Here is a 24,153-nt window from a genome sequence, read left to right on the forward strand (position 1 = left end):
TGCGGGCCGGACTGGTCGGCCTCGGTTCGATGGGGCGTCACCACGCCCGTGTCCTGGCCGGTCTGGACGGCGTCGACTTCGTCGGCGTCGTCGACCCGATGGGCGACACGTACGGCGCCGCGCACGGTGCGCCGGTTCTCGACACCGTGGAGCAGCTGCTCGCGCTCGGCGTCGACTACACCGTCGTCGCCTGCCCCACGGCCCTGCACGAGGAAGTCGGCCTGCAGCTCGCCGAGGCCGGGGTGTGCGCGCTGGTCGAGAAGCCGGTCGCCGACACCGTCGAGGGCGCCCGCCGCATGGTCGAGGCGTTCGAGTCGCGCGGCCTGGTGGCAGGCGTCGGCCACATCGAGCGCTGCAACCCTGCGCTGCGTTCGCTGCGCGCCCGCCTGGAGGCCGGTGAACTGGGCGACGTCTACCAGGTCGTCACCCGTCGTCAGGGCCCGTTCCCGCACCGAATAGCCGACGTCGGTGTGGTCAAGGACCTGGCCACGCACGACATCGACCTCACCGGCTGGGTGACGGGGCGCGAGTATGTGTCCATCGCCGCGCACGTCGTCTCCAAGAGCGGTCGCCCGCACGAGGACATGGTCTCCGCGGTCGGCCGCCTGGACGACGGCACGATGGTCAACCACCTCGTGAACTGGCTCAGCCCTCTCAAGGAACGTTTCACCTCGGTCACCGGCGAGCGTGGCTGCTTCATCGCGGACACCCTCACCGCGGACCTCACCTTCCACTCCAACGCGGCCGTCGCCACCGAGTGGGAGGCACTGCAGGCCTTCCGCGGCGTCGCCGAGGGCGACATGATCCGCTACGCCATCCAGAAGAGGGAACCGCTGCTCGTCGAGCACGAACTGTTCCGGGACGCGGTCCTCGGCAAGCCGGCGGACATCTGCACGCTGCGTCAGGGCATGCGGACGGTCGAAGTGGCCGCCGCGGTGCTGGAGTCGGCGGTGTCGGGACGCAGTGTTGATCTTCGGTCGGAGGAATTGGCAACCCATGGCAGCTGAGAACCACGCGGCGGCGCGGCGGGCCACGCGCGGGCGGATCGTGATGCTCGTCGACAACGGCGTCAACGGAGACTCGCGCGTGCAGAAGGAGGCCCGCTCGGCCGCCGAGGCCGGCTGGGACGTCGTCCTGCTGGGCAAGGCCAGGGGCAAGAGGGACGAGACCTGGCAGATCGGTGATGCCGAGGTCCGCCTGATCCGGGTGCCCGGACCGATGGCGCGGCGGCGACACGAGTACCGGCGCGCCGTGCTGCGCTCCCCGCTGGCCTACAAGCCAGGCCCCCTGGCCGCGTACCGGCGGCAGCGGATCAAGGCCTGGCGTGCCGATCTCAACATCCGGCTGATCCTCGCCCAGCGGGAGGGTTCGGCCGTCGCCCGGCTGCGGCTGCTGGTGCCGCGTCTGACCGCTCGGCTGATGTACTCCTGGGTGAAGCTGCGGCACCGAAGGACCCTGGCGCTGGAGAAGCGCCGCAAGGCCATGGACTCGGCCCTGGACCGCTTCACCACGGCCTTCTGGCAGAAGACCATGGGCGACCGCAGCTGGCGCCGGCTCGACCCGCACCTTTGGGACTACGAGCTGGCCTACGGCAAGGTCATCGACGAACTCGAGCCGGACCTGATCCACGCCAACGACTTCCGCATGCTCGGCGTCGGCGCCCGCGCCACGCTGCGCGCCCGCGCCCGGGGCAGGAACGTCAAACTGGTCTGGGACGCCCACGAGTTCCTGCCCGGCATCAAGCCGTGGAACCCGCATCCGCGCTGGCATGTCGCCCAGTGCGCGCACGAGCGCGAGTACGCCCGGCACGCCGACGCCGTGACGACGGTGTCGGACACCCTCGCCGGAATGCTCCAGGAACGGCACGGACTGAAGGCGAAGCCCACCGTCGTCCTGAACGCCCCGGACGCGGAGGTCTCGCCCGAGCAGGCCGCCGAGCCCGTCCCGGACCTGCGGGAGCTGTGCAGCATCGGGCACGACGTGCCGCTCACCGTCTACAGCGGAGCGGCCGCTCCGCAGCGCGGCCTCGACATCATGGTCGAGTCCCTGCCGCTGCTGCCCGAGGTGCACACCGCGTTCGTGGTCCTCAACACCGAGTCCGAGTACATGCGGACCCTGCGGGCGCGGGCGGAGGAACTGGGGGCCGGCGACCGGCTGCACATCCTGCCGTATGTGCCGCACTACCAGGTGGTGCGGTTCCTGTCGGCCGCGGACCTCGGGGTCATCCCGATCCACCACTGGCCGAACCACGAGATCGCGCTCATCACCAAGTTCTTCGAGTACTCCCACGCGCGGCTGCCCCTGGTGGTCAGCGACGTGAAGACGATGGGCGCCATGGTCGAGAAGACCGGCCAGGGCGAGGTGTTCCGGGCGGAGGACTTGGAGGACTACGTGCGTGCGGTGAAGTCGGTGCTCGGTGACGCCGAGCGGTACCGGGGCGTGTACGACACGCCCGGGCTCCTCGACCAGTGGACGTGGGAGGCACAGGCCGAGGTACTGGACTCCGTCTACACCGGGCAACTGCCCGGCAGCGGGGCCCGGCAGACGTCCGTCCCGAGAGCGGCGGAGGCGCGGGCATGACCACCCCCGACGTCAGCGTGATCGTCGCTGTCTACAACACCATGCCCTACCTGACGGAGTGCCTGAACTCCCTGGTCGGGCAGAGCATCGGCCGGGAGCGGCTGGAGATCGTCGCGGTCGACGACGGCTCCACCGACGACAGCGGCGCGGAGCTGGACCGCTTCGCCGCTCTGCACCCGGACACCGTCAAGGTGATCCACCAGGCCAACTCCGGCGGGCCTGCCGCCCCCAGCAACCGGGCCCTCGACATCGCCAGGGGCCGGTACGTCTACTTCATCGGCTCCGACGACTACCTCGGCGAGGAAGCGCTGGAGCGCATGGTGGCGGCCGCCGATGAGCACGGCTCGGACGTCGTCGTCGGCAAGATGGTCGGCACCAACGGGCGGTACGTGCACCAGGCGCTGTACAAGGAGAACGCGGCGGACGTCAGCCTGTACGACTCCGCGCTGCCGTGGACCCTCGCCAACACCAAGCTGTTCCGGCGTGAGCTGGTCGAGCAGCACAAGCTGCGTTTCCCCGAGCACCTGCCCGTGGGCAGCGACCAGCCGTTCACCATCGAGGCGTGCGTGCGCGCGAAGAAGATCTCGGTGGTGGCCGACTACACCTGCTACTACGCGGTCAAGCGGGGCGACGCCAGCAACATCACCTACCGGGCCGACCATCTGGCCCGGCTGCGGTGCACCGCGGAGATCATGGACTTCACCGCGGGGATCGTCGAGGAGGGCCCGCAGCGCGACGCCGTGCTGCGCCGGCACTTCACCTGGGAGCTGGCGAAGCTCGTCCAGGACGACTTCCCGGCCCTGGACCGCGAACTGAGGCGGGAGATCTGCGCGGGCATCGCGCGGCTCGCCGACACCTACTTCACCGACGGCATCCGGGACGCCATGGACGTCAAGCGCCGGGTGCGGATCTGCCTGGCGCAGGCCGGCGCGGTCGACGAACTGTGCGAGGCGATCACCTCGGAGAAGCAGCACGGGGCGCCGCCGTTCGTCGTCGAGGGCGAGCGCGCCTACGCCCGCTACCCCGGCTTCCGCGACCCCCGTATCGCCCTGTCCGACCGCTGCTTCGAACTCGTCGGCGAGGCGGTCCCCGGCCGGCTCGCCAAGGGCACCGAACTGCTCACCTCCGCCTGGGAGCAGGAGGGCGAAGGCATCACCTACACGGCCTCGGTCAAGGTCGGCGTCCTCGGTGACGTCGACAGTGCCGTCCTGCGGTTCGCGCAGGGCGCCATGCCCAAGTCGGCCGACAAGCCCGGCGCCAGGAAGCTGCCGGCCGGGCACAGCCTCGCCGCGCCGGTCGGCGAGTTCAGCACGGAACTCGCCGAGGACGGCGCCGGCACGGTGCTGCACGCCCGCGTCCCGCTCGAGCGCCGGACGGCCAAGCTGGGCGTCCGCCTCTACGTGGACGTCGCGGGTGCGACGTACGAGATCCCGGTGCGCGGCAAGGGCAAGCCGATGCCGTTGGCGCGCCGCTGGGGCGCCTACGAGGACCCGTACCGGGCGTCGGCCCTGGTCAACCCCAAGGGACGCGTGGTGATCGACACCGCCCGGATGTTCCCGCCGAAGCCGTCACTGGCCGAGCGGGTGAAGGCGCGCCTCGCCCGCGGCGCACGGCCCCGACGATCCGCCGCCGCGAAGCCGAGCGGTGCCAAGAGGAAGTAGTAGCGACCGTCCATGAACATCTGTGTAGTAGCGCTCGGCAAGATCGGTCTCCCGCTGGCCGTGCAGTTCGCCTCCAAGGGCCACCGGGTCATCGGCGCGGACGTCAACGAGAAGGTCGTGGAGCTGGTCAACGCCGGCACCGAGCCGTTCCCCGGTGAACACGACCTGGACGTCAAGCTCAAGCAGGCCGTCGACGCCGGGCTGCTGACCGCGACCACGGACACCGCGGCCGCGGTCGCCGAGTCCGAGGCCGTCGTGGTGGTCGTCCCGCTGTTCGTCGACGCCGACGGCGTGCCCGACTTCGGCTGGATGGACGCGGCGACCAAGGCGATCGCGCAGGGCCTCAGGCCCGGCACGCTGGTGTCGTACGAGACGACGCTCCCGGTCGGCACCACCCGCACCCGGTGGGCGCCGATGCTCGCCGAGGGCTCCGGCCTCACCGCCGGCGAGGACTTCCACCTGGTCTTCTCACCCGAACGCGTCCTGACCGGCCGTGTCTTCGCCGACCTGCGCCGCTACCCGAAGCTGGTCGGCGGCATCGACGAGGCGTCGACGGCCCGAGGGGTGGACTTCTACGAGCAGGTCCTCGACTTCGACGAGCGCACCGACCTGCCGCAGTCCAACGGTGTCTGGGACCTGGGCACCGCCGAGGCCTCGGAGCTCGCCAAGCTCGCCGAGACCACGTACCGCGACGTCAACATCGGCCTGGCGAACCAGTTCGCGCGCTTCGCCGACGCCAACGGCATCGACGTCAAGAAGGTCATCGAAGCCTGCAACTCCCAGCCGTACAGCCACATCCACCAGCCCGGCATCGCCGTCGGCGGCCACTGCATCCCGATCTACCCGCGGATGTACCTGTGGAACGACCCGGCGGCGACCGTCGTGCGCTCCGCCCGTGAGGCCAACGCCGCGATGCCGGAGTACGCCGTCGACCTGCTCGCGGCCGCGTACGGCGACCTGACCGGGGCGGGCGTCCTCGTCCTGGGCGCGGCCTACCGCGGCGGCGTCAAGGAGACCGCCTTCTCCGGCGTCTTCCCGACGGTCGAGGCCCTCAAGGCACGTGGCGCCGTGCCGTACGTCTCCGACCCGATGTACACGGCGGAGGAACTGGCCGCGCTCGGCCTCACCCCGCACGCCGGCGAGAAGGTCACCGCGGCCGTCCTCCAGGCCGACCACGCCGAGTACCGGGACCTGACGCCGGCCGATCTGCCGGATGTCACGGTGCTGGTGGACGGGCGCCGTACTACCGACCCGGAGGCCTGGAAGGGCGTCCGACGCGTCGTCATCGGCGGCTGAGACAGCGGTCGTCACAGGATCCGGCCCCGGCCAGCAGGCCGGGGCCACCCCCACTGCCCAGGAAACCCCGTACGTGTCCGTCGCCCCCACCGCCCCCACGGCACCGGCCGAGCCACAGACCCCCGCCCGCGTGCTGCGCCACCGGGCTGCCCTTCCCCTGCTGGTCTGCGTCCTGTACGCCCTGCTCCAGCTCGCGGCGGGCCCGCAGTGGACGCTCTTCCCCGACTCCTACCGCTACGCCCGGGCCGCCGAGCAGTACCTCGGCGCCTCGCGCGAGGACGCGCACGGCACCGCGCTCGCCGCTTACTGCGCGAGTCGCGCCGCGCGCACGGCGCACGAGGAGGAGCTGCAGCCGTTGACCCGGCAGAGCGAGCGTGCGATCGAGGCGGGCGAGGAGCGCGAGTGCCTCGACCGGTGGGCCGACGCCCCCGACATCACCACGGGTGACGCCCGCTACCAGGCCATCTTTTCCACCCGGCCCGGCTATCCCCTGCTCGCGGCGCCCTTCGTGGGCGCCTTCGGGGTGCTGACCGGCATGCGGCTGCTGGGGCTGGTCACGGCCGCGGCGGGCTCGCTCATGGTGTTCGGGCTGCTGCGCGGCGCGGGACTGGGCAGGAGGGCCGCCGTCGCGGGTCAGGTGGCTTTCCTGGCCACTCCGCTCGGCTGGTGGAGCGCCCAGGCGCTGGGGGAGGGGCTCGTCACGCTCTGCACGCTCGGTGTGCTGTGGGGCGGTCTGCTGCTGATCCGCAACCGCCGGCTGCCGACAGCCTTGGCGATCACGGTGGTGTCGTACGCGACGGCGGTGATCACCCGCTACTCGTCGGTTCTGGTGCTCGCGGCGCTCCTGACCGCCGCCACGGTCGGCGCCCTCTGTGCCTCGCGACGGCTGCGGCACCGGGGCACGGTCGTGTTCGCGGGGGTGTCCACGGCTGCCGCCGGCTCCGTCGCCGTGGCGATGCGTGTTCTCGGCCTGCCGTCCTCGCAGATCACCCTGCAGGACACCTTCACCCGGCACTTCACCGCTCCCGAGGTCTCCGATCCGTGGGGAGCGCTGTTCGGCCTGGCCGCCGGATTCTGGCGGCACTGGTTCGCCGAGCAGGCCGCCCTGCCGTACTTCCTGCTGCTCACAGCCCTTGCGGCATGGGCCCTGGCCACATACGGTGACGGGCTCGGCTGGCTCGCGCTCGCGACCGCGCTCACGGGTGTCTGCCTGGTCACCGCACACCCTCTCGTCCAAGAAGCCGACCGGCTCGGAGTCCTGATGTGGATGCCCGTCGTCCTGGGCCTGCCCCTGATCGTCGAACGCCACTGGGCCATACGTCCTGTGCGGGAGCTGGAGAAACTCCGTGCCGGTGCCTCGGACAGTCGCTGAGAGGCTGATCAGCCTCACCGCCTCGGTGAGCTCCGCCCTGGCCCGGGCGGGGGTGCCGGCAGGCCCGCAGGGCGCCCGCACGCTCTTCCCACCGGAGCGGGTGGCCGGTACGCCCGAGGAGGCGGCGCGGAGGATCCTCGCCACCACCGCCACCGAGGAGACCTGGCTGAAGGCGGGCCAGGCGGCCGCCGAACACGCGCTCTCCGCCTGGGACTGGACCGTCGTACGCGACGATTTCGACCGGCTGCTGATCGGCGGCCACAGGAAGGTTCAACAGTGAGCTACACCATCAAGCCCACCGCTCAGGTCGACGACAGCGCCGAACTGGGCGACGGGACCACCGTGTGGGAACTCGCGCAGATCCGCGAGAAGGCCCGCCTCGGTGCGGGCTGCGTCATCGGCCGCGGCGCCTATGTCGGCACGGGCGTGCGGATCGGCGACAACGTCAAGCTGCAGAACTACGCCTTGGTGTACGAGCCGGCCGAGCTCGGCGACGGCGTCTTCGTCGGCCCCGCCGTCGTCCTCACCAACGACCACTACCCGCGCTCTGTGGACCCCGAGGGCAAGCAGAAGCGGGGCGGTGACTGGGAGGCCGTCGGCGTCAAGGTGGCCGAAGGGGCCTCCCTCGGTGCCCGTTCGGTCTGTGTCGCCCCGGTCCACATCGGCCGCTGGGCGCTGGTGGCGGCCGGCGCTGTCGTCACCAAGGACGTTCCGGACTTCGCGCTGGTGGCAGGCGTCCCCGCCCGCCGCATCGGCTGGGTCGGCAGGGCCGGGGTGCGCCTCGTCGAACGTGAGGGCGAGCCGGGCACGTGGGAGTGCCCGCAGACCGGCGCCCGCTACGCGGAACGGCCGGTCGAGGACGCCGATGGCACGACCGTGCTGGTGGAACTGCCGGCCGAGTGACCCACGGCGCCGTCGACGCGCCCCCTCGGCGACCTCGTCCGGCAGCGCTGTGCAGGTTGCACGCAGCCCCCACCCGACCGAGATGGGGGCTGCTGGACCTCAACGCACCAGGCTCAGCATCGGCTTGAGAAGGTGTGCTCCGTGTCGTACGAACGGGCAGCCACGCCGTTCGCCGACAGCGTCTCCCACGCGGTGTCGTGGCAGTGCTGCGAAGTTCCGGCCCTGACGGTGCCGAACAGGGCCGCATCGACTTCCGCGATCTCGTCGGAAGCGTTGACCGCAGACCGCCTGGACGCCTCCGGCATCAGCCGCACCGCAGGCGGAGTCCTGTCCCAAGGGCGGGGCGGTTGCGCCACTTGTGAGGGTCAAGTGATGCACGTCACCCTCATTGATCACATACGTGTATTGCGTGTGCATATCAAGTAAAGGAATGATCCTCTGGCCTTTAATCGCTCTTTATCTTGAGGTGTCTGTGCCAAGGGTGGGGAAAACATGGCGGCGTAGTGCGGCCGCTGTTATCGCAGGGGCGTTCCTGGCCTGGGGGGTGGGGACCGGCGGCACGCCTGCTGCGGCCGCCGTCGCCTGCCCGTCGGGCGTCGAATCCGACTTCAACGGCGACGGGACCAGGGACACCGCCGTCGCCGATCCCGAGGCGACCGTCGACGGCGTGGCGAAGGCCGGTGCCGTGCACGTCGTCTACGGCGGCGGCAAGGGGACCACGACGCTGACGCAGGCGCTCGACGCCATACCGGGTGCGGTCGAGGCGGGGGACCAGTACGGCTATTCGATGGCCGTCTACGACGCCGACCTCGACGGTTGCAGCGACCTGGTGGTCGGCGCGCCCTACGAGGACATCGGCGCCGCGGCCGACTCCGGTTTCGTGCATGTCATCTACGGCTCCACCAGTGGGCTGAACGCCGGGAGCAAGCCGGTCAAGGAGTTCCTCCAGGGCACCGACAAGCCGCTCGGGGGCGGGGCGGAGGCCGACGACTGGGTCGGTTACACGGTTGCGGCCGGCAAGACCTCCTCGGGTTCGCCGTTCCTGCTGATCGGCTCCCCCGGCGAGTCGATCGGCACCATCGAGGACGCCGGTGCCTTCTACTACGTCAGCGGCACCGCGCAGAACGTCGTGATGGTCCATCAGGACACCGACGTCGCCGGCGCCGTCTCCGGCACGGCCGAGCAGGACGACCGCTTCGGCTCCTCCCTGGCCGCGACCCCGACCCACTTCGCGGTCGGCTCGCCCGGCGAGGCGCTCGGCTCCGTCACCTTCGCGGGCGGCGTGGGCTACTTCAACCACACGCTCACGTCCGGCTCCCCCAAGCCGCTCGGCGGACTCGGCCAGGACCAGGACACGATCAGTGACGCCGAGGAGGTCGGCGACCAGTTTGGCGACGCGATCGCCATGGTGCCGTATCGGCCCGCGGGCGCCACCTCCACCACCGAGTCGCTGCTCGTGGTCGGCGTTCCGGGCGAGGACCTGTTGACCACCGTCGACGCAGGCGCAGTCCAGGTCTTCCGCATCACGGCGAGCGGCTCGTTCTCGCAGACTGCCTGGATCGACCAGAACACCCTGGACGTCGACGAGGAGTCGGATGCGGGTGATCTCTTCGGCAAGCGGCTCGCCGCCGTCAACATCTCCCCGAACGTCACCTCCACCGGCAACACCACCCGGGTCGCGATCGGCGTGCCAGGCGAGGAGTGGGCCGAGGAGAACCCCGACAAGGGCGGCGTGCAGATCGTCCCGCTGGTCGGCGCGCCCGGCGCCTCCGACAACTGGATCGACCCCGGCTACGGCATTCCGTCCGCCGCCGCACCGCGCATGCTCACCGGCCTCGCCCTGGGCGCAACCCCCTCGCTGCTGTACGTCGGTGTGCCCTACGGCCCGGCCGACGGGCGGGCCGTCTACGGCTTCCCGTGGAACGTGCCCTCCGGCGGTGCGCCGACGCAGAACTTCAAGCCCGGTGAGGGCGGCATTCCGGCCGGCGGCGTCGCGTTCGGCGCGACGGTCCGCTGATCTGACGGGACAGGAACCATGACACTGATACACAGCGGGCGCCTGCCCGCGCACAGACCCGGCCGACCGCAGGGCACCGGAGTGCTGCGCCGCGCCGCACTCGCGGCCGTCGTCGCAGGTGCCGTACTCACCGGCACCCTGGCCGCCCTCCCCACCCCCAACCCGTCCCCCGACCCGACGGCCCCCGTCGCCGCCGACCGCCCCGCTCAGACCGAGCAGCAGGCCCTCGCCCTCGCGAAGAAGAGCGGCAAGGAGACCGAGGTCGTCGGCATGCGCACCGAGCGCCGGGAGATCTTCGCGGAACCCGACGGCACCTTCACCGCCCGCGAGTACACCGAGCCGGTCCGCACGGTCCGCGGCGGCACGTGGGTCGACATCGACGAGACGCTCGTCAAGCGATCCGACGGCACCTGGGGGCCCAAGGCCGCCACGGTCGACCTGAGCCTGTCCGCCGGGCAGGCGGGCAAGCCGTTCGTGACCATGCAGCGCGCCGGCCGCGAGTTCGCCCTGACCTGGCCGTACGGCAAGCTGCCCGGGCCCCACGTCGAGGGTGACACCGCCACCTACGTCGACGCCCTGCCCGGCGTTGACCTCACCGTGCGCGCCGAAGCCGACGGCTTCGGACACCTGCTGGTCGTCAAGACACCGGAAGCGGCGGCGGACCAGCGCCTCGCCCGGCTCGACCTGGGCATGACCACCGACGGTCTGAAGGTCGCCGAGGACGCCGCCGGGGCGATCGTCGCCGAGGACGCGGCCGTCGGCGGCACCGTCTTCCAGGCGGGCAAGCCGACGATGTGGGACTCGGCCGCCGTGGCCGAGGAGGCCGCCCGCAAGCAGGGCCCCAAGGCCGTGGCCAGGGCACTGACCTCCGCAGCGGCGGGCGTGGACGCCGACTCCACGCCCACCCCGCAGGCCGACACGGCCCCCGAGCCCGCACTCGAAGGCCCCGGTGGCGGCGGACGTGTCGCCCCGCTCGGCGTCGAGGTGGCCAAAGACAGGCTGAGCCTGATCCCCGACCAGAAGCTGCTCAAGGGCGAGGACACCGTTTTCCCGGTCGTCATCGACCCGATCCAGCGCACCACCTCGCGCACCTCCTGGACCGGCGTCATGTCCGGGATGCCCAGTGAGCAGGACTGGAAGTACTCGGGCAGCGCGGGCGTCGGCAAGTGCCCCACCGACTACAACCCGGTCTCCTGCAACGGCGTCGGCACGCGCCGCGTGATGTTCACGATGCCGCTCTCCTTCTACAAGGGGAAGCAGATCCTGGGCGCCACCTTCTCCGCCCGCGTCGAGCACATCTACAGCGCCTCCCCGACCGCGGAGCCCATCCGCCTCTACCGGATCGGCGGCCAGAACTACTCGCTCACCTCGTCCAGCAACTGGTCCAACACCTCGGACGACTGGGTCGACCACATCGCGACCGTCGACAAGGCGATCTCTCCGACCTCCTGCTCCAGCCAGGCCAACCTGCACTTCGAGAGCGGGGCGACCGGCGAGCTGACCAGCGAGATCAAGACGGCTGCCGCGGGCGGCTGGAACGCGATGACGCTGGGTCTGCGCGCGGCGGACGAGTCCCGGTTCGCCGAGTGGAAGCGGATCTGCGGCAACGCGTACCTGTCGATCAAGTACAACAACCTGCCGCGGCAGATCAAGACGTCGGACATGTCCACCGACCCCGGTGGCCTGTGCAAGTGGGGCTCCGGCCGCTCCTACACCGACGTCCCGCCGAAGCTCCAGGCCATCGCCAGCGACCCGGACCACGGCAACGGTCAGACCGACAAGGTGAAGGTCGAGTTCAAGGTGGAGTGGACCGACCCCAGCACGAACACCGCCAAGTCCTACACCTATCTGACCCCGGACTGGCTGTCCCCGACGACCAGCACCAAGTTCACGCACACCGTCAAGTCGACGATCCCGCAGAACACCACCATCCACTGGAGCGCCCGCGCCTACGACGGTGACGGCTACGGCCCGTGGAGCTGGGAGGGCGACACCGCCCAGCGCTGCGAGTTCACCTACGACAAGACGTGGCCGGGCAAGCCGCTCGTCAATTCCATTCAGTACCCGTCGGACACCGTCTACCACGACGGCGTGGGCACCTACGGCACCTTCACTTTCTCGCCCAACCCGAACGACTCCATCCCGGACACCGACGTCGTCAAGTACCGGTACTCCTTCGACGGCGCCGCGCTGAAGGACCTCACCCCCGGCACGCCCGGCGGCTCGGTCTCCACGCAGTGGATGCCGGCCACCCCCGGACGCAAGGTGCTCGAGGTGGTCGCCGTCGACAAGGCGAACCATGCCAGCAGCACCCTCTACGACTTCCTGGTCAGCGAGGGGAGACCGGTCCGCGCCCAGTGGAACCTCGCTGACCGGGCTGGTGCCTCCGAGGCACACGACGAGAGCGGCGATTTCTCGGCCACGGCCGGCCCCGCCGTCACCTTCGAGGTGGACGGTCCCGGCGGCAAGGTCGACAAGGCGGCCCGCTTCGACGGCAGCGCCGACGCCTTCCTGGACACCAGCGAGACGGTGCTCGACACGTCCAGGAGCTTCAGCGTCAGCGCCTGGGTGCGGCCCACGGCACTGGACCGCAGCATGACCGTCATCAGCCAGGACGGCACCGGCGAGCCGGGCTTCACCCTGGGCTACGACGCGTCCGCGCAGACCTGGAAGTTCGCCGTCCCGGTCAACGACGTCGACTCGCTCGGCGAGTGGAAGGCCGTCTCCACCGGCGTGTCCGTCGTCAAGGACCAGTGGGTGCTGCTGACTGGCGTGTACGACGCCGAAAGGAGCGGCGGCCCGCAGCTCCAGCTGTACGTCAACAAGGACCTCAAGGGCTCCGCCGGACGCCGCTCCACCTGGAAGTCGTACGGCCCGCTGCAGATCGGCCGCGCGACCGCCAAGAGCGGCTACCGCGACCACTTCACGGGTGACATGGCCGAGGTCCGGGTCTTCAACCGCGTCCTGCCGACGGCCCAGGTTGCCGAGCTGATGACGATCAAGCCGGCCCGCAAGGGGTACTGGCAGCTCGACGACGCGCCCAGCGGGGCCTCCGCCGAGACCGGTGGAGGACAGGCGCTGACCCTCGCGGGCAACGCCTCCGTCTACCGCCCGGACCCGGACGACGCGTTCGGCACCGCCGCCTTGGTGGGTGACGGTCACCTGGTGCTGGACGGAGACGGGGACTATGCGTCCACCGCGACCGCCCCGGTCACCGGCAACTCCAGCTTCACCATCTCCGCTCGCGCCCAGCTCACCTCGCTGGACCCGGAGAAGTCGCAGACAGTGCTGTCGTTGCCGGGCGCCAACGCCAATCGCCTCCAGGTCCGTTACCAGGCGGCCACCCAGCAGTGGGAACTGGCCGTGGCGAAGACCGACTCGGCGACCGCGGAGATCGTCACCTTCACCGACGACCAGGAACTGCCGGACACCGGCGGCTCCGGTCAGCACCTGGCGGTCGTCTACGACGCCTTCGCCAACTCGATCCGGCTGTACGTCGGGGGCCAGCTAGTGGCCGGTGCCTACGGCGAGGACGACACCCTGTGGTCCGCCAGCGGCGGTCTGCAGGTGGGCCGTTCAATGCGCGGGGCGAGCGAGTTCTTCGCCGGCGCGCTCGACGAGGTCCGCGTCTACAGCGGGGCCGCCGACCGGATCGCGGTGCAGCAGATGGTCGCGCTGACGGCAGTGCCGGACATGTGACGGTTCGCCACTTCTGAGGTGTGCCGGGTCCTGTGGGGCCCGGCACACGCCCCACGCCGCCTTCCGTCTCCCCCCAATCCATGACGTTCTCCTCCCACTTCTCCGAAAGGGAACCGACCACATGTTTCGTGGCCGCTCACTGAGCCGCCGCATGCCGAGACAGGCGGTCGTCGCGACAGTGATGGGACTCTCCCTCGCGCTGTCCGCGTCGACCGTCGAGGCTGTGGTGCTCGACGACGGCGCCAGGGGCCGCACCAGCCGCCCCGGCGTCCAGGACGACGGCGATGCCGTCAAGGGACGGGACGCCAAGTCCAAGTCCCGCCCCTCCGACCCGGCCCGCAAGGCCGCGGTCCAGGGCCTCGACAAGGCGGTGTGGCCCAAGCAGGGCGGCACCGAGGTGAAACTGGGAGCCACCGCGGAAGCGGGCGGCCTGCCGGTGAAGGTGCTCAAGCCCAAGTCCGTCAAGGCGGCCAAGGCGGCGCCGTCCGAGGTGCAGGTCGACGTCCTCGACCCGGCCCGCGCCGCGAAGCTCGGTGCCGGCGTCCTCCTCGGCGTCGAGCGGGCCGACGGCGGCGACAAGGCCGGCAAGGTCCGCCTGAGCGTCGACTACTCCGAATTCGCCGAGGGCTACGGCGGCTCGTACGCCTCCCGGCTGCGCATGGTGCAGCTGCCCGCGTGTGCCGCGTACGCGACCCCCGGCAGCAAGGAGTGCCCGGAGCAGCCCAAGGTGCTGCCCACCGTGAACGACGTGCGCACCGGCACGGTCTCCGCCGACGTGACGGCCGCCCCCGCGTCGGCCGACGGCGTCTCCACCATGGCCGGCGAGTCGACATCCCTGCTGGCGGTGGCGGCGGGCCCGTCCAGCGCCCAGGGCACGTACAAGGCCACCGCCCTGTCCCCGTCGGCCAGCTGGAGCGTGTCCACGTCCTCCGGCGCCTTCAACTGGAACTACCCGCTACGCTCCGTCCCGACCCCGGGCGGCCAGGTCCCCACCGTGGGCCTCGGCTACTCCTCCCAGTCCGCGGACGGCCGCACCTCGGCCACCAACAACCAGGGCTCCTGGATCGGTGAGGGCTTCTCGTACGACCCCGGCTACATCGAGCGCCGCTACAAGCCCTGCTCCGACGACGGCCACAGCAGCTCCGGTGAGCAGTGCTGGGCGTTCGAGAACGCCACCGTCATGCTCAACGGCTCGGCTGGCGAGCTGGTCAAGGACGACGACTCCGGCAAGTGGCACTTGTCGTCCGACGACGGCTCCAAGGTTGAGCGACTGACCGGCGCCGCCAACGGCGACGACGGCAGCGCCAACGACAAGGGCGAGCACTGGAAGATCACCACGTCCGACGGCACCGAGTACTACTTCGGCCTGAACCGCCTGCCGGGCTGGGCCACGGGCAATGAGGAGACCAACTCCGTCTGGGCCGCCCCGGTCTTCGGTGACGACTCCGGCGAGCCCTGCTACAACGCCACCTTCGCTAGCGCCCACTGTCAGCAGGCGTGGCGCTGGAGCCTGGACTACGTCAAGGACACCCATGGCAACGTGATGTCCTACTTCTACGAGCGTGAGAGCAACTACTACGCGCTGAACGGGAAGACGGACGTCAACGGCACCGCGTACCACCGCGGCGGCTGGCTGAAGCGCATCGACTACGGCCAGCAGGACGGCAAGGTCTATGCGGCCAAGGCCCCGGCGCGCATTGTCTTCAACACGGCCGAGCGCTGCCTGCCTACCGCCGACTTCGACTGCTCGGAGAGCAAGCGGACCAAGGCGAACGCTGCCCATTGGCCGGACGTTCCGGTCGACCAGGAGTGCAAGTCGGGCACAAAGTGCACCTCGCCGGTCCAGACATTCTGGACCACCAAGCGGCTGACGTCGATCGTCACGCAGATGCGTAAGGACGCCACGACCTACCAGGACGTGGACGCCTGGCTGTTCACGCACCTGTTCACCGACAACGGCGACGACTCCAAGACGTTGTGGCTCTCGAAGATCGAGCACGAGGGCCGCGCCGGCACTGCCGTCAAGCTCCCCTCTGTCGACCTCTTCGGTGAGCAGTTTGCCAACCGCGTCGACGCGGTCGGCGACAACATCGCGCCGTTCCACCGATTCCGCCTGTCGATGGTCCTCAGCGAGACGGGCGCCCAGCTCGACGTCAACTACGCCCCCACCGACTGCACCAAGGCGACGCTGCCTCAGCCGGGCGAGTCGACCAAGCGTTGCTACCCGGTGAAGTGGGCCCCGCCGGGCTCCGTCGACCCGATCACGGACTGGTTCCACAAGTACGTCGTCGCGGCGGTCATCGAGACCGACCGCACCGGCGGCAGCGACGGCATGGTCACCCGCTACGACTACCAGGGCGACGCGGCCTGGCGTAAGGCGAAGCCGGACGGCATCACCGACGCCAAGTACCTCACCTGGGGCGGCTGGCAGGGCTACGGCAAGGTCACCGTCACCAGCGGCACCGCCGACAAGCAGAAGACCCGCATCGACTACACGTTCATGCAGGGCATGAACGGCGACGCCGACCCGGCAGGCGGCACCCGCTCGGTGACGGTCAAGGACTCCACGGGCGCCACGTACACGGACGACGAGGAGTTCACCGGTCACCAGCTGGAGGCGGCGACCTACGACGGCGCGAAGCTGGTCTCCAAGACCATCGCCACGCCGTTCAGGCACTACACCGCCACCCAGACCCGCAGCTGGGGCACAACCCGCGCGGCGATCGTGCGCACGCAGACCGGCCGAGGCTTCCAGCTGGAGTCCGCCGGGACCTGGCGCGAGACGAAGTCCACCACGACATACGACACCGCCAAGGGCGGCCGAGTCACCCAGGTCGATGACCTCGGCGACGTCTCCACCGCCAAGGACGACTCCTGCACCCGTACCTGGTACGCGGACAACGCGACGGAGAACATCCTCTCCCTGCCCCGCCGCAGCGAGTCCGTCGCGGTGAAGTGCTCCGTCAGCGCGGACTACAAGACCCAGGTCCTGGCGGACGAGCGCACGTCCTACGACGGCGGCGCGTACGCCGCGGCGCCGACCAAGGGTGACGCGACCAGGACCGAGCGTCTGACGTCCCACGACGGCACGACGGGGACGTACCAGGTCACGGGCACGACGACCTATGACACCTATGGCCGTCCGCTGTCCCAGAAGGACCCCAAGCAGAACGAGACGAGAACGGTCTACACCGAGGCCAACGGCCTCCTCACGAAGACGGTCGTCTACAACGCCCTCAACCACGCCACCACCACCGACTACGTCCCGGCGTGGGGCATGTCGACGGGCCAGACGGACCCGAACGGCAAGCGGACGGACCTCGCCTACGACGCCCTCGGCCGTCTGACCTCGGTGTGGCTCGCGGACCGGGCGAAGACCCAGACACCGAGCATCAAGTACTCGTACAACGTCCGCAAGGACAAGGTCACCTCGATCAAGACCGAGAAGATCGAGAACGACGGTACCTATGGCGCCGAGTACCAGCTCTACGACAGCCTGTTGCGCCCCCGGCAGATCCAGACCGAGGGCCCGGACGGCACCCGCATGGTCGCCGACACGTTCTACGACGGCACCGGGAACCTCAGAAAGACCAACTCGACGTACAACGCGGCCAGCGCCCCCTCCGACGAGCTGCTGCTCGTCAGCAACAGCCAGGTCGGCGCGCAGAGCCTGCTGGAGTACGACGGCCTGGGCCGCACCACAGCCCAGATCTTCGCGGTCAGCGGCGCCGAGCAGTGGCGCACGACGACCACGTACGACGGCGAGCTGACCCACATCGACCCCCCTGTCGGCGGCGTGCCCACGACAACGGTCACCGACGTCCGGGGCAACGTCTCGGAGATCCGCCACTACCAGGGCTCCGCGCCAGGTGCGGGTGTGCCGTACGACTCGACGAAGTACACGTACAACACGCGCGGTCTGCTGGAGACGGTCACCGACGCCAAGGCCAACGTGTGGCGGTACGAGTACGACCAGCTGGGCCGCAAGACGAAGTCCGTCGACCCCGACGCGGGCACGTCCCGCACGGAGTACGACGAGCTGGACCGGCCGGTCGCCGCGTGGGACGGCCGGAACAAGAAGGTCTCCACGGTCTACGACAGCCTCGGCCGCGTGGCGACGACCTGGACGGGCGATCCCACCACCGGTACGAAGCTCTCGGAGACGAGGTACGACAAGGCGGGCTGGCTCGGCCAGGCCTACGGTTTCCTCAACTACGTCTCCCCGACGGAGTACTTCGCCACCGCCGTCCAGTCGATGGACGAGTTCTACCGTCCGCTCAAGACGGCCTACCAGGTTCCGGCCTCGCAGGGCTCCCTCGCCGGCACCTACGTCTTCAGCACCACGTACAACAGGGACGGCACCGTCCAGAGCGCCGGTCTGCCCGCCATCGGCGACCTGCCGGCGGAGGCGTTGACCTACACGTACGACGCTCTCCAGCGTCCGAAGACGATGACAGGCTCCACGTCGTACGTCACGAACACCGTCTACTCGCGCACCAGCCAACTCCAGCAGCTGGAACTGTATTCGGGCAACGGAAAGAAGGTCTGGCAGACCTTCAGCTATGAGACGGGCACCGACCGACTGACCCGCTCAGTCGCCGACGTCTACGGCGCCACCGCACCGGCGAAGGACTCCAAGTACTCCTACGACCAGGCGGGCAACGTCCTGTCCATCGCGGACACCGCAAACTCTGCCTCGCCGGACGTGCAGTGCTTCGCCTACGACGGCCGACAGCGTCTGAAGGACGCCTGGACCCCGGCGGCCACGGCGGCGACCGCGGGCGGCATGGGCACCCGTGGCTCCACCACCCCGGTGGACGGCACCGGACCGACCGCGTGTGACGCGACGGCGGGATCGAGCGCCCTCGGCGGCCCGGCCCCGTACTGGAAGTCGTACGAGACCGACGCCATCGGCAACCGCGTCTCGGACACCGTCCACGACATCGGCCTGGACGCCACGAAGAACATCACCCGCAGCTACGAGTACGGCACGACGGGTGCCCTGGGCGACGGCCCGCACCAGGTCACCAAGATCACCGAGAAGACGCCGACCGGTGACCGGCAGTCGACGTACGAGTACGACGACTCGGGCAACACCACCAAGCGCACCATCGGCGGCAACGCCCAGTCGCTGACCTGGACCGACACCGGCAAGGTCAACGAGGTCACCGAGGCGAACGGCTCAAAGACCAGCTACCTCTACGACGGCTCCGGCAACCGACTGGTCCGCAAGGACCCCTCCGGTACGACCGTCTACCTGCCCGGCACCGAGCTGAAGCTGTCGGCCGACGGCACCAAGAAGGAGGCGACCCGCTACTACGACTTCGCCGGCCAGACCGTCGCGGTCCGCACCGCGGCCAAGCTGTCCTATGTCGCCTCAGATCACCACGGCACGGGCGAGGTGGCGATCGATGCCACGACAGGCGCGATCAGCCAGCGCCGGTTCGACCCTTACGGCGTCGAGCGCGGCGAGAAGACCGGAACCTGGCCCGGGGAGAAGGGCTACGTCGGCGGCACCATCGATGCCTCGACCGGCCTGACCCACCTAGGGGCGCGTGAGTATGACGCGGTGATCGGCAAGTTCATCTCGGTCGACCCGATCATCGACTACACGCAGCCACAGCAGATCAACGGTTACGCGTACGCGACCAACTCACCGGTCACGAACGCCGATCCCAGCGGCCTGAAGAACGCGGCGTGCGAGGATCCGCGGATCGAGTGTCGCGGAGGCCAGCCTGTCAGCAGCACCCCCTCCGACCCGGCGGTCGTCCAGGCGCAGTCCGAGCACAACGCGGCGGCCGCGAATCTGTCCGGTGCGCAGCAGCAGCAGGCTTCCGCCAAGCAGCGGATCAAGTCCGCGGGCAAGGCCCTGGTCAAGATCGCCCGGGACATCCTGGGCGTGGATGCGGCCCTGGACTGCATCTCCAGCGGTGACGTCGGTGCCTGCGGCGAGACCCTGCTCAACATCGCCGGCAGCTTCGCGGGCGGCCTGGCGGGCAAGATCCTCGCCAAGTACGGGGCGCCGTGGAACTGGGCCAAGGGCTACAGGCTCGCCAAGCGGGTGACCGGCCTGGTCGGGGACCTGATCGGCGGGGCCAAGGACCTGTGGAAGGCCAGCAAGGCGGTCGCCAACGCGAGCGCCGGGCTCTCCAAGGCCGCGGACAAGCTGGCGGACGCCAGGAAGAAGGCGGCGGAGGCCCTCAAGAAACGAAAGAAAAACGAGGACGGCGGCTCCTGCCCGATCGAAGGCAAACACAGCTTCCTGCCTGGTACCAAGGTTCTGCTCGCAAGCGGCAAAACCAAGAAGATCGAGCAGATCAAACTCGGCGACAAGGTCGTGGTGACCGACCCGAAGACGAGGAAGACAAAGGTCCGTGAGGTCGTCGGCACGATCGTCACCGAGGACGACAAGCACTTCGTCGACCTGACGGTCAAGGGCAACTCGGGCAAGACCGAGACTCTGGTCTCCACCACGACCCACCCGTTCTGGGGTGACTCCGAGAAGGCGTGGATCGAGGCCGGCTACCTCAAGCCGGGCATGCGCCTGCACGCCGCGGACGGAACCAGCGTCGAGCTCACCGCAAGCCGGGCCTACGAGCAGCGTCAGCGCACCTACGACCTCACCGTCAGCGACGTACACACGTACTATGTGCTGGCGGGGGCCACGCCGGTACTCGTGCATAACTGTGGTGAGGCCGCGGAGGCTGCCTCTGAGGGGCCGCAAAGTCTCTACCACTACACGAATGAAGCGGGGCACGACGGAATCATTTCGAGTGGCGAGATGAGACCTTCCCTGAAGGCGAACAACCCGAAGGATGCTCGCTATGGAGATGGCCAGTACCTGACGGACATCCAGCCCGGGACGAAGACGCTCGGACAGCTCTCAGCAGCTTTCTTGCGGGTCCCATGGGCTGGACGTAAGTTCACTCACTACATCGAAATCGACGTCAGAGGGCTAGACGTAGTGGAAGGGAGGCCAGGAGTGTTCGTGATCCCAAACAGCGGGCCACTCGATCTAACCGGCCGCATCCTCAGCTCTGGAAGGAACTAGAGGTGAGGTACGTCAAGGTTGCATGGGTTCACGACTTCGCTGATGATCCTGTGCTCTATCTCAGCGAACTCGGCGACGATGGATATGAGACTCGGAAGGTGCAGTTCTATCGGGACGGTCGATCCGAGTGGGCGGACGAGAGTTTCGAAACTGCAACTGTCGGCCTCTCGGAAATCCCTTTCCCGCCACTGGAGGAAATTTCCAGTCAACCGGAGTTCACTGCCCAAGTGATTACTCCGGAAGAGTTCGAGCGTGCATGGAACGAGGCGCACACGGACTTCTGACGCGCCGCTGAATTCGTCTTGTGGCGCGCCAGAGCGTAAGAAGCGCTTCCATTCTGGCGGTGAAAGAAGCTCGGGGCCCTGCTGACTTCCAGCAGGGCCCCGAGTTGTTTGACGGCAACGCTGACGGCAACGTCAGCGGACGACGGCTGCGGCGGGTGAGTCGTCGTGGTCGCCATCGGTCGACCTGAGGGCGTTGCCGAGGGTGTCGATGGCCTGGCGCTGGAGGCGGAGTCGGACGTGAGCGTAGACGCCGGCGGTGACGCCGATGTGGGCGTGACCCAACAACTCCTTGATCACGACGAGGTCGACGCCCTGTTCCAGAAGCAGGGTGGCGGTCGAGTGCCGTAGGTCGTGGAACCGGATGCGGCGGAGCCCGGCCCGGTTGAGGAGTCTGCTGAAGCTGCGGGTGAGGTTGGCGGGTTCGAGAGGGCTGCCGGCGGGGGTGGTGAACACGAGGCCGTTGTCCGACCAGTCCATTCCCGCGGCCCGGCGTGCTTCCTCCTGTTGTTCCCGGTGAATCTTCAGCGAGTCGATGCATTCGGTGGGGAGGACGATGCGACGTTCGGATGCGCGGGTCTTGGTTTGCAAGACGGTCAGTCCGCCGGTGCGGGTGCGCTGGAGGGAACGGTGGATGGCGGCGGTTCCCGTGTTGAGGTCGAGGTCGTCCCAGTGCAGCCCGAGAAGTTCGCCCTTGCGGAGCCCGGTGCGCAGGGCGAGTTCGTACAGGGCGTGGAGCCGGTCGCTGCTGGCTGCGTGGAGGAACTGCCGGGCCTCGCTCGCGGTGAACGGCTTGAAGCGCCGGGGGCGGGGTGCCGGGATCTTGACATTTCGGGCGACGTTACGAGGAAGATCGTCTTCGCGGACGGCGTGTTCCAGGGCGGACTTGAGGACCGAGTGGACGTAGGTCACGGTCAGCGGGGAGAGCCGCTTGTTGCAGCACTGGCCGATGGCGCAGCAGGAGCGCCGGTCGGTGTCCCGCCCCTGGGTGCAGCACTGGCAGGCGACGCGGAGGCGGTCGAGGAAGGTGCGGACGTCGCGGGCGGTGAGCCGGGCAAGCTTCTTTGCCCCGAGCCCGGGGGTGAGATGGAGGCGGACGCAGGCGGCGTAGCGGGTGTGGGTGTTCTCCCGTACCTGGTGGACGGCGACACCGTTCAGCCAGTACGTCAGGTACGCACTGACGGTGCTGTCGGCCGCCGCCACGGGCAGGCCAAGGTTGCTGGCGGCGATCTTCTCGGTCAGCTTGGTCAGCGCTGCCTTGCGGGTGTTGCCGTAGACACGCACGCGCTTTCGGGTGTTGCCGGGGGCGAGGACGTATCCGGCGGCTTCCCAGCGGCCATCCTTGCGCCGGTAGACGGTTCCGTCCCCATTGGACAGCCCGGGCACTCCGATCTTTGCAGGTGTGACCCAGAGAAGCCCCGCAGCGAGGTTGTCCTGGACACGGACTCGTTCGAACAGCCAGAAACCAGGCCCTGGACATCGTGGGGCCCATCGACGCCGGTTCGTGGCAGCGTCGGCAGGGGACGATGGAGTCCGCGGTCGACACCTTCGGCAGGGATACCGGGTTCACCGCGACCAGTGGTGGAGAGTACAGGTCATTCCGTCTGGATACCGATGGCAGAATCGGCCCGCACATCAATGTGATGACGGGCAAGGGTGCGTCGGTTCGGAAATGGGCGATAAGGTTCCCTGGCGGGGGCATTTCGACGTGGTTGAGGCGGAACGTATGACCGACGGTAGTTCTTATGGGAGTCGCCCGGAATACCTTCCGGACTTCATGAACGACCCGCTTGACGATGACGGCCGGCAGGTGGTGAAGCTGGATCTTGCCGAGAACCGTGCACTGGCGGCAGCGACGCTGAGTAGATTTCCGGCTGCCACCGGCGATGTGATCGACTTCGAGTCCGTTCCGTTCGAAGACCGCCTCTGGTGGGACGATGAGGAGCACTGGACGAGGGTGGCGGCAGAGCTGCTCTCCTCATACGTACAGCGCGGTGAGCGGATCGCCGTCATCTGGGGCAACTATCTGATGCCGGCCGTGACCATGCCTGCGGACGTCGCAGTACGTCACGCGCGGGACATCCTGGACGCCGGGCCGCACTTCTGGATCCACCCGCTTGGCGGTTCGGTGCTCATCGAATGCCTGATGGATGGACAGGTGACGGTCGCCACGATTCCGTCAGACTAAGTGCAGAACCCGTGAGAATGCCCCTCCGAGCAATCGGTGGGGCGTCCTCACGGGTTTCCATCCGTAACGCTGGCATCCATATGTGCAGGGTGGGTCATCTGGAAAGAGATGTTTACGGCGGCGATTTCGCCCACGGTTTCCCGCGAGGAACGGCTCGATTCGGGTGAATGCTGGCCGCGCCCGCAGGATGGACTCGAAGGGGCAGGTTGTAGCGATTAGCCCGCTCGGCTCTTCGGTGCGTAACTCGTCACAGATAGGCCCTGCCGGATGTGATCTGGCAGGGTCTGTTTGGTTCTTTGGGTTTGTGTAGGGCCACACCTGGAAGGGTCGAGTGCCGGAAGTAGTGGAAGCGGATGCGGCGGAGGCCGACCTTGCCTTGCGGAGGCGCGGCGAAGGCGCGGCTGAGGTTGGTCGGGTCGATCGGTTCGCCCTGCGCGGCGGTGAACGCTCGGATGCTGCCGGAGGTGCACCGTGAAGGGCGGCACCAACGAGGTCTTCCACGGCCATGTGCGGACCACCTCGATTCGGAGCCCGGCATGGCCAAGGCCAAGAGCGCACGGCGCCGAGCGCTCGAGAACGGAGAGGGCGAAAGTGGCTAGTGAGCTCGGCACCCCACCCGGCGGCCCTGCCGGGTCACCAGGGTCTCCAAGGTCTCCAGGGTGTCGCGACGCCCTGACGGCCGACATCCGGGGAACCGACGCCGGCCGGGCCACCAGCGCCCTGCTCGCCTTCACCTACGAAGAGCCGGACCGTGAGGTGATCGAGGCGCTGCTGTCGGCGTGCCTCGACCCCGCCGGCCCCGCCGTCGACCCGCAGGTCCGCGCGCTCGCCGTGACCTGCGTGGGCCACGTGGCGAGGACCCACGGCGAGCTCGGTCCCGGCCTGGTCGCCCGCGTCCGGGGCCTGCTACAGGACTCTGGCCTGGGCGGCCGGGCGGAGGACGCCCTGGACGACGTCGCGTCGTTCGCCCCGCACGCGCTGGAGCCGCGGGGCGGGACCGGCTGACCCCGGTTCGCTGTCGCGCGGGGCCCGGTTTGACCCCTCAAGCCGGGCCCCGTAACCTTGACCGTCGGCGTGTCCGTAGATATAGGCGCGCCACATCCCC

14 protein-coding genes are annotated in these 24,153 nt (G+C 69.2%); 13 read left to right on the forward strand and 1 reads right to left on the reverse strand.

The genetic code is table 11. The features are described 5' to 3' along the window. The first annotated feature begins 29 nt into the window (after window positions 1-29). The 11 genes from ACFZBP_RS16750 to ACFZBP_RS16800 all read left to right on the forward strand — a co-directional run bounded on the left by ACFZBP_RS16750 (window position 30) and on the right by ACFZBP_RS16800 (window position 20,863). Entirely contained in the window at window positions 30-1,007 is a 978-nt protein-coding gene (locus tag ACFZBP_RS16750) for a Gfo/Idh/MocA family oxidoreductase (RefSeq protein ID WP_391414121.1), read from the forward strand. Continuing rightward, window positions 997-2,580 carry a glycosyltransferase gene (locus ACFZBP_RS16755; RefSeq protein WP_391413755.1) on the forward strand — a complete coding sequence of 528 codons (1,584 nt, stop codon included), beginning with the start codon at window positions 997-999 and terminating at the stop codon, window positions 2,578-2,580. Before ACFZBP_RS16750 ends, ACFZBP_RS16755 begins: the two co-directional genes overlap by 11 nt. Next, on the forward strand, window positions 2,577-4,241 hold the full coding sequence (locus ACFZBP_RS16760; RefSeq protein ID WP_391413757.1) for a glycosyltransferase: 1,665 nt from the start codon (window positions 2,577-2,579) through the stop codon (window positions 4,239-4,241). The genes ACFZBP_RS16755 and ACFZBP_RS16760 overlap by 4 nt, the downstream gene beginning before the upstream one ends. 12 nt (window positions 4,242-4,253) lie before the next feature. Then, window positions 4,254-5,537 (forward strand): nucleotide sugar dehydrogenase, encoded by a 1,284-nt coding sequence (locus ACFZBP_RS16765; RefSeq protein ID WP_391413759.1) that lies wholly within the window; start codon window positions 4,254-4,256, stop codon window positions 5,535-5,537. Between the two features lie 73 nt (window positions 5,538-5,610). Then, complete coding sequence (locus ACFZBP_RS16770) at window positions 5,611-6,909, forward strand: hypothetical protein (protein ID WP_391413761.1); 1,299 nt, start codon at window positions 5,611-5,613, stop codon at window positions 6,907-6,909. Window positions 6,910-6,934: 25 nt separating this feature from the next. Continuing rightward, window positions 6,935-7,189 (forward strand): hypothetical protein, encoded by a 255-nt coding sequence (locus tag ACFZBP_RS16775; protein WP_391413763.1) that lies wholly within the window; start codon window positions 6,935-6,937, stop codon window positions 7,187-7,189. Next, window positions 7,186-7,812: a DapH/DapD/GlmU-related protein gene (locus ACFZBP_RS16780; RefSeq protein WP_391413765.1), complete on the forward strand. Its 627-nt coding sequence runs from the start codon at window positions 7,186-7,188 to the stop codon at window positions 7,810-7,812. Before ACFZBP_RS16775 ends, ACFZBP_RS16780 begins: the two co-directional genes overlap by 4 nt. A 481-nt stretch (window positions 7,813-8,293) precedes the next feature. After that, entirely contained in the window at window positions 8,294-9,829 is a 1,536-nt protein-coding gene (locus ACFZBP_RS16785) for a VCBS repeat-containing protein (protein ID WP_391413767.1), read from the forward strand. Window positions 9,830-9,847: 18 nt separating this feature from the next. After that, window positions 9,848-13,528, forward strand: a complete 3,681-nt coding sequence (locus ACFZBP_RS16790) for a LamG-like jellyroll fold domain-containing protein (protein ID WP_391413769.1) — start codon at window positions 9,848-9,850, stop codon at window positions 13,526-13,528. Between the two features lie 151 nt (window positions 13,529-13,679). After that, window positions 13,680-20,579: an HYD1 signature containing ADP-ribosyltransferase family protein gene (locus tag ACFZBP_RS16795; protein ID WP_391413771.1), complete on the forward strand. Its 6,900-nt coding sequence runs from the start codon at window positions 13,680-13,682 to the stop codon at window positions 20,577-20,579. A gap of 2 nt (window positions 20,580-20,581) precedes the next feature. Next, on the forward strand, window positions 20,582-20,863 hold the full coding sequence (locus ACFZBP_RS16800; protein ID WP_391413773.1) for a DUF6881 domain-containing protein: 282 nt from the start codon (window positions 20,582-20,584) through the stop codon (window positions 20,861-20,863). Window positions 20,864-20,995: 132 nt separating this feature from the next. Here the strand turns inward: ACFZBP_RS16800 and ACFZBP_RS16805 are convergent, their stop codons facing one another. Continuing rightward, a complete protein-coding gene (locus ACFZBP_RS16805; protein ID WP_391413775.1) occupies window positions 20,996-22,246 on the reverse strand; it encodes a tyrosine-type recombinase/integrase in 1,251 nt (416 codons plus the stop codon). A 322-nt stretch (window positions 22,247-22,568) separates the two neighbouring features. On the opposite strand from ACFZBP_RS16805, the gene ACFZBP_RS16810 reads away from it, so the two are divergent. Continuing rightward, entirely contained in the window at window positions 22,569-23,048 is a 480-nt protein-coding gene (locus ACFZBP_RS16810) for a hypothetical protein (RefSeq protein WP_391414123.1), read from the forward strand. Between the two features lie 591 nt (window positions 23,049-23,639). Next, on the forward strand, window positions 23,640-24,053 hold the full coding sequence (locus tag ACFZBP_RS16815) for a hypothetical protein (protein ID WP_391413777.1): 414 nt from the start codon (window positions 23,640-23,642) through the stop codon (window positions 24,051-24,053). Window positions 24,054-24,153 lie beyond the last annotated feature (100 nt).

Source organism: Streptomyces sp. NPDC008086 (genome assembly GCF_042957325.1).
GTDB lineage: Bacteria > Actinomycetota > Actinomycetes > Streptomycetales > Streptomycetaceae > Streptomyces.

Bases quoted from the DNA above. Each gene is read 5' to 3' on its own strand.
- ACFZBP_RS16750 (WP_391414121.1), top strand. From the start codon at position 30: ATGGGGCGTCACCACGCCCGTGTCCTGGCCGGTCTGGACGGCGTCGAC.
- ACFZBP_RS16755 (WP_391413755.1), top strand. From the start codon at position 997: ATGGCAGCTGAGAACCACGCGGCGGCGCGGCGGGCCACGCGCGGGCGG.
- ACFZBP_RS16765 (WP_391413759.1), top strand. From the start codon at position 4,254: ATGAACATCTGTGTAGTAGCGCTCGGCAAGATCGGTCTCCCGCTGGCC.
- ACFZBP_RS16760 (WP_391413757.1), top strand. From the start codon at position 2,577: ATGACCACCCCCGACGTCAGCGTGATCGTCGCTGTCTACAACACCATG.
- ACFZBP_RS16795 (WP_391413771.1), top strand. From the start codon at position 13,680: ATGCCGAGACAGGCGGTCGTCGCGACAGTGATGGGACTCTCCCTCGCG.
- ACFZBP_RS16790 (WP_391413769.1), top strand. From the start codon at position 9,848: ATGACACTGATACACAGCGGGCGCCTGCCCGCGCACAGACCCGGCCGA.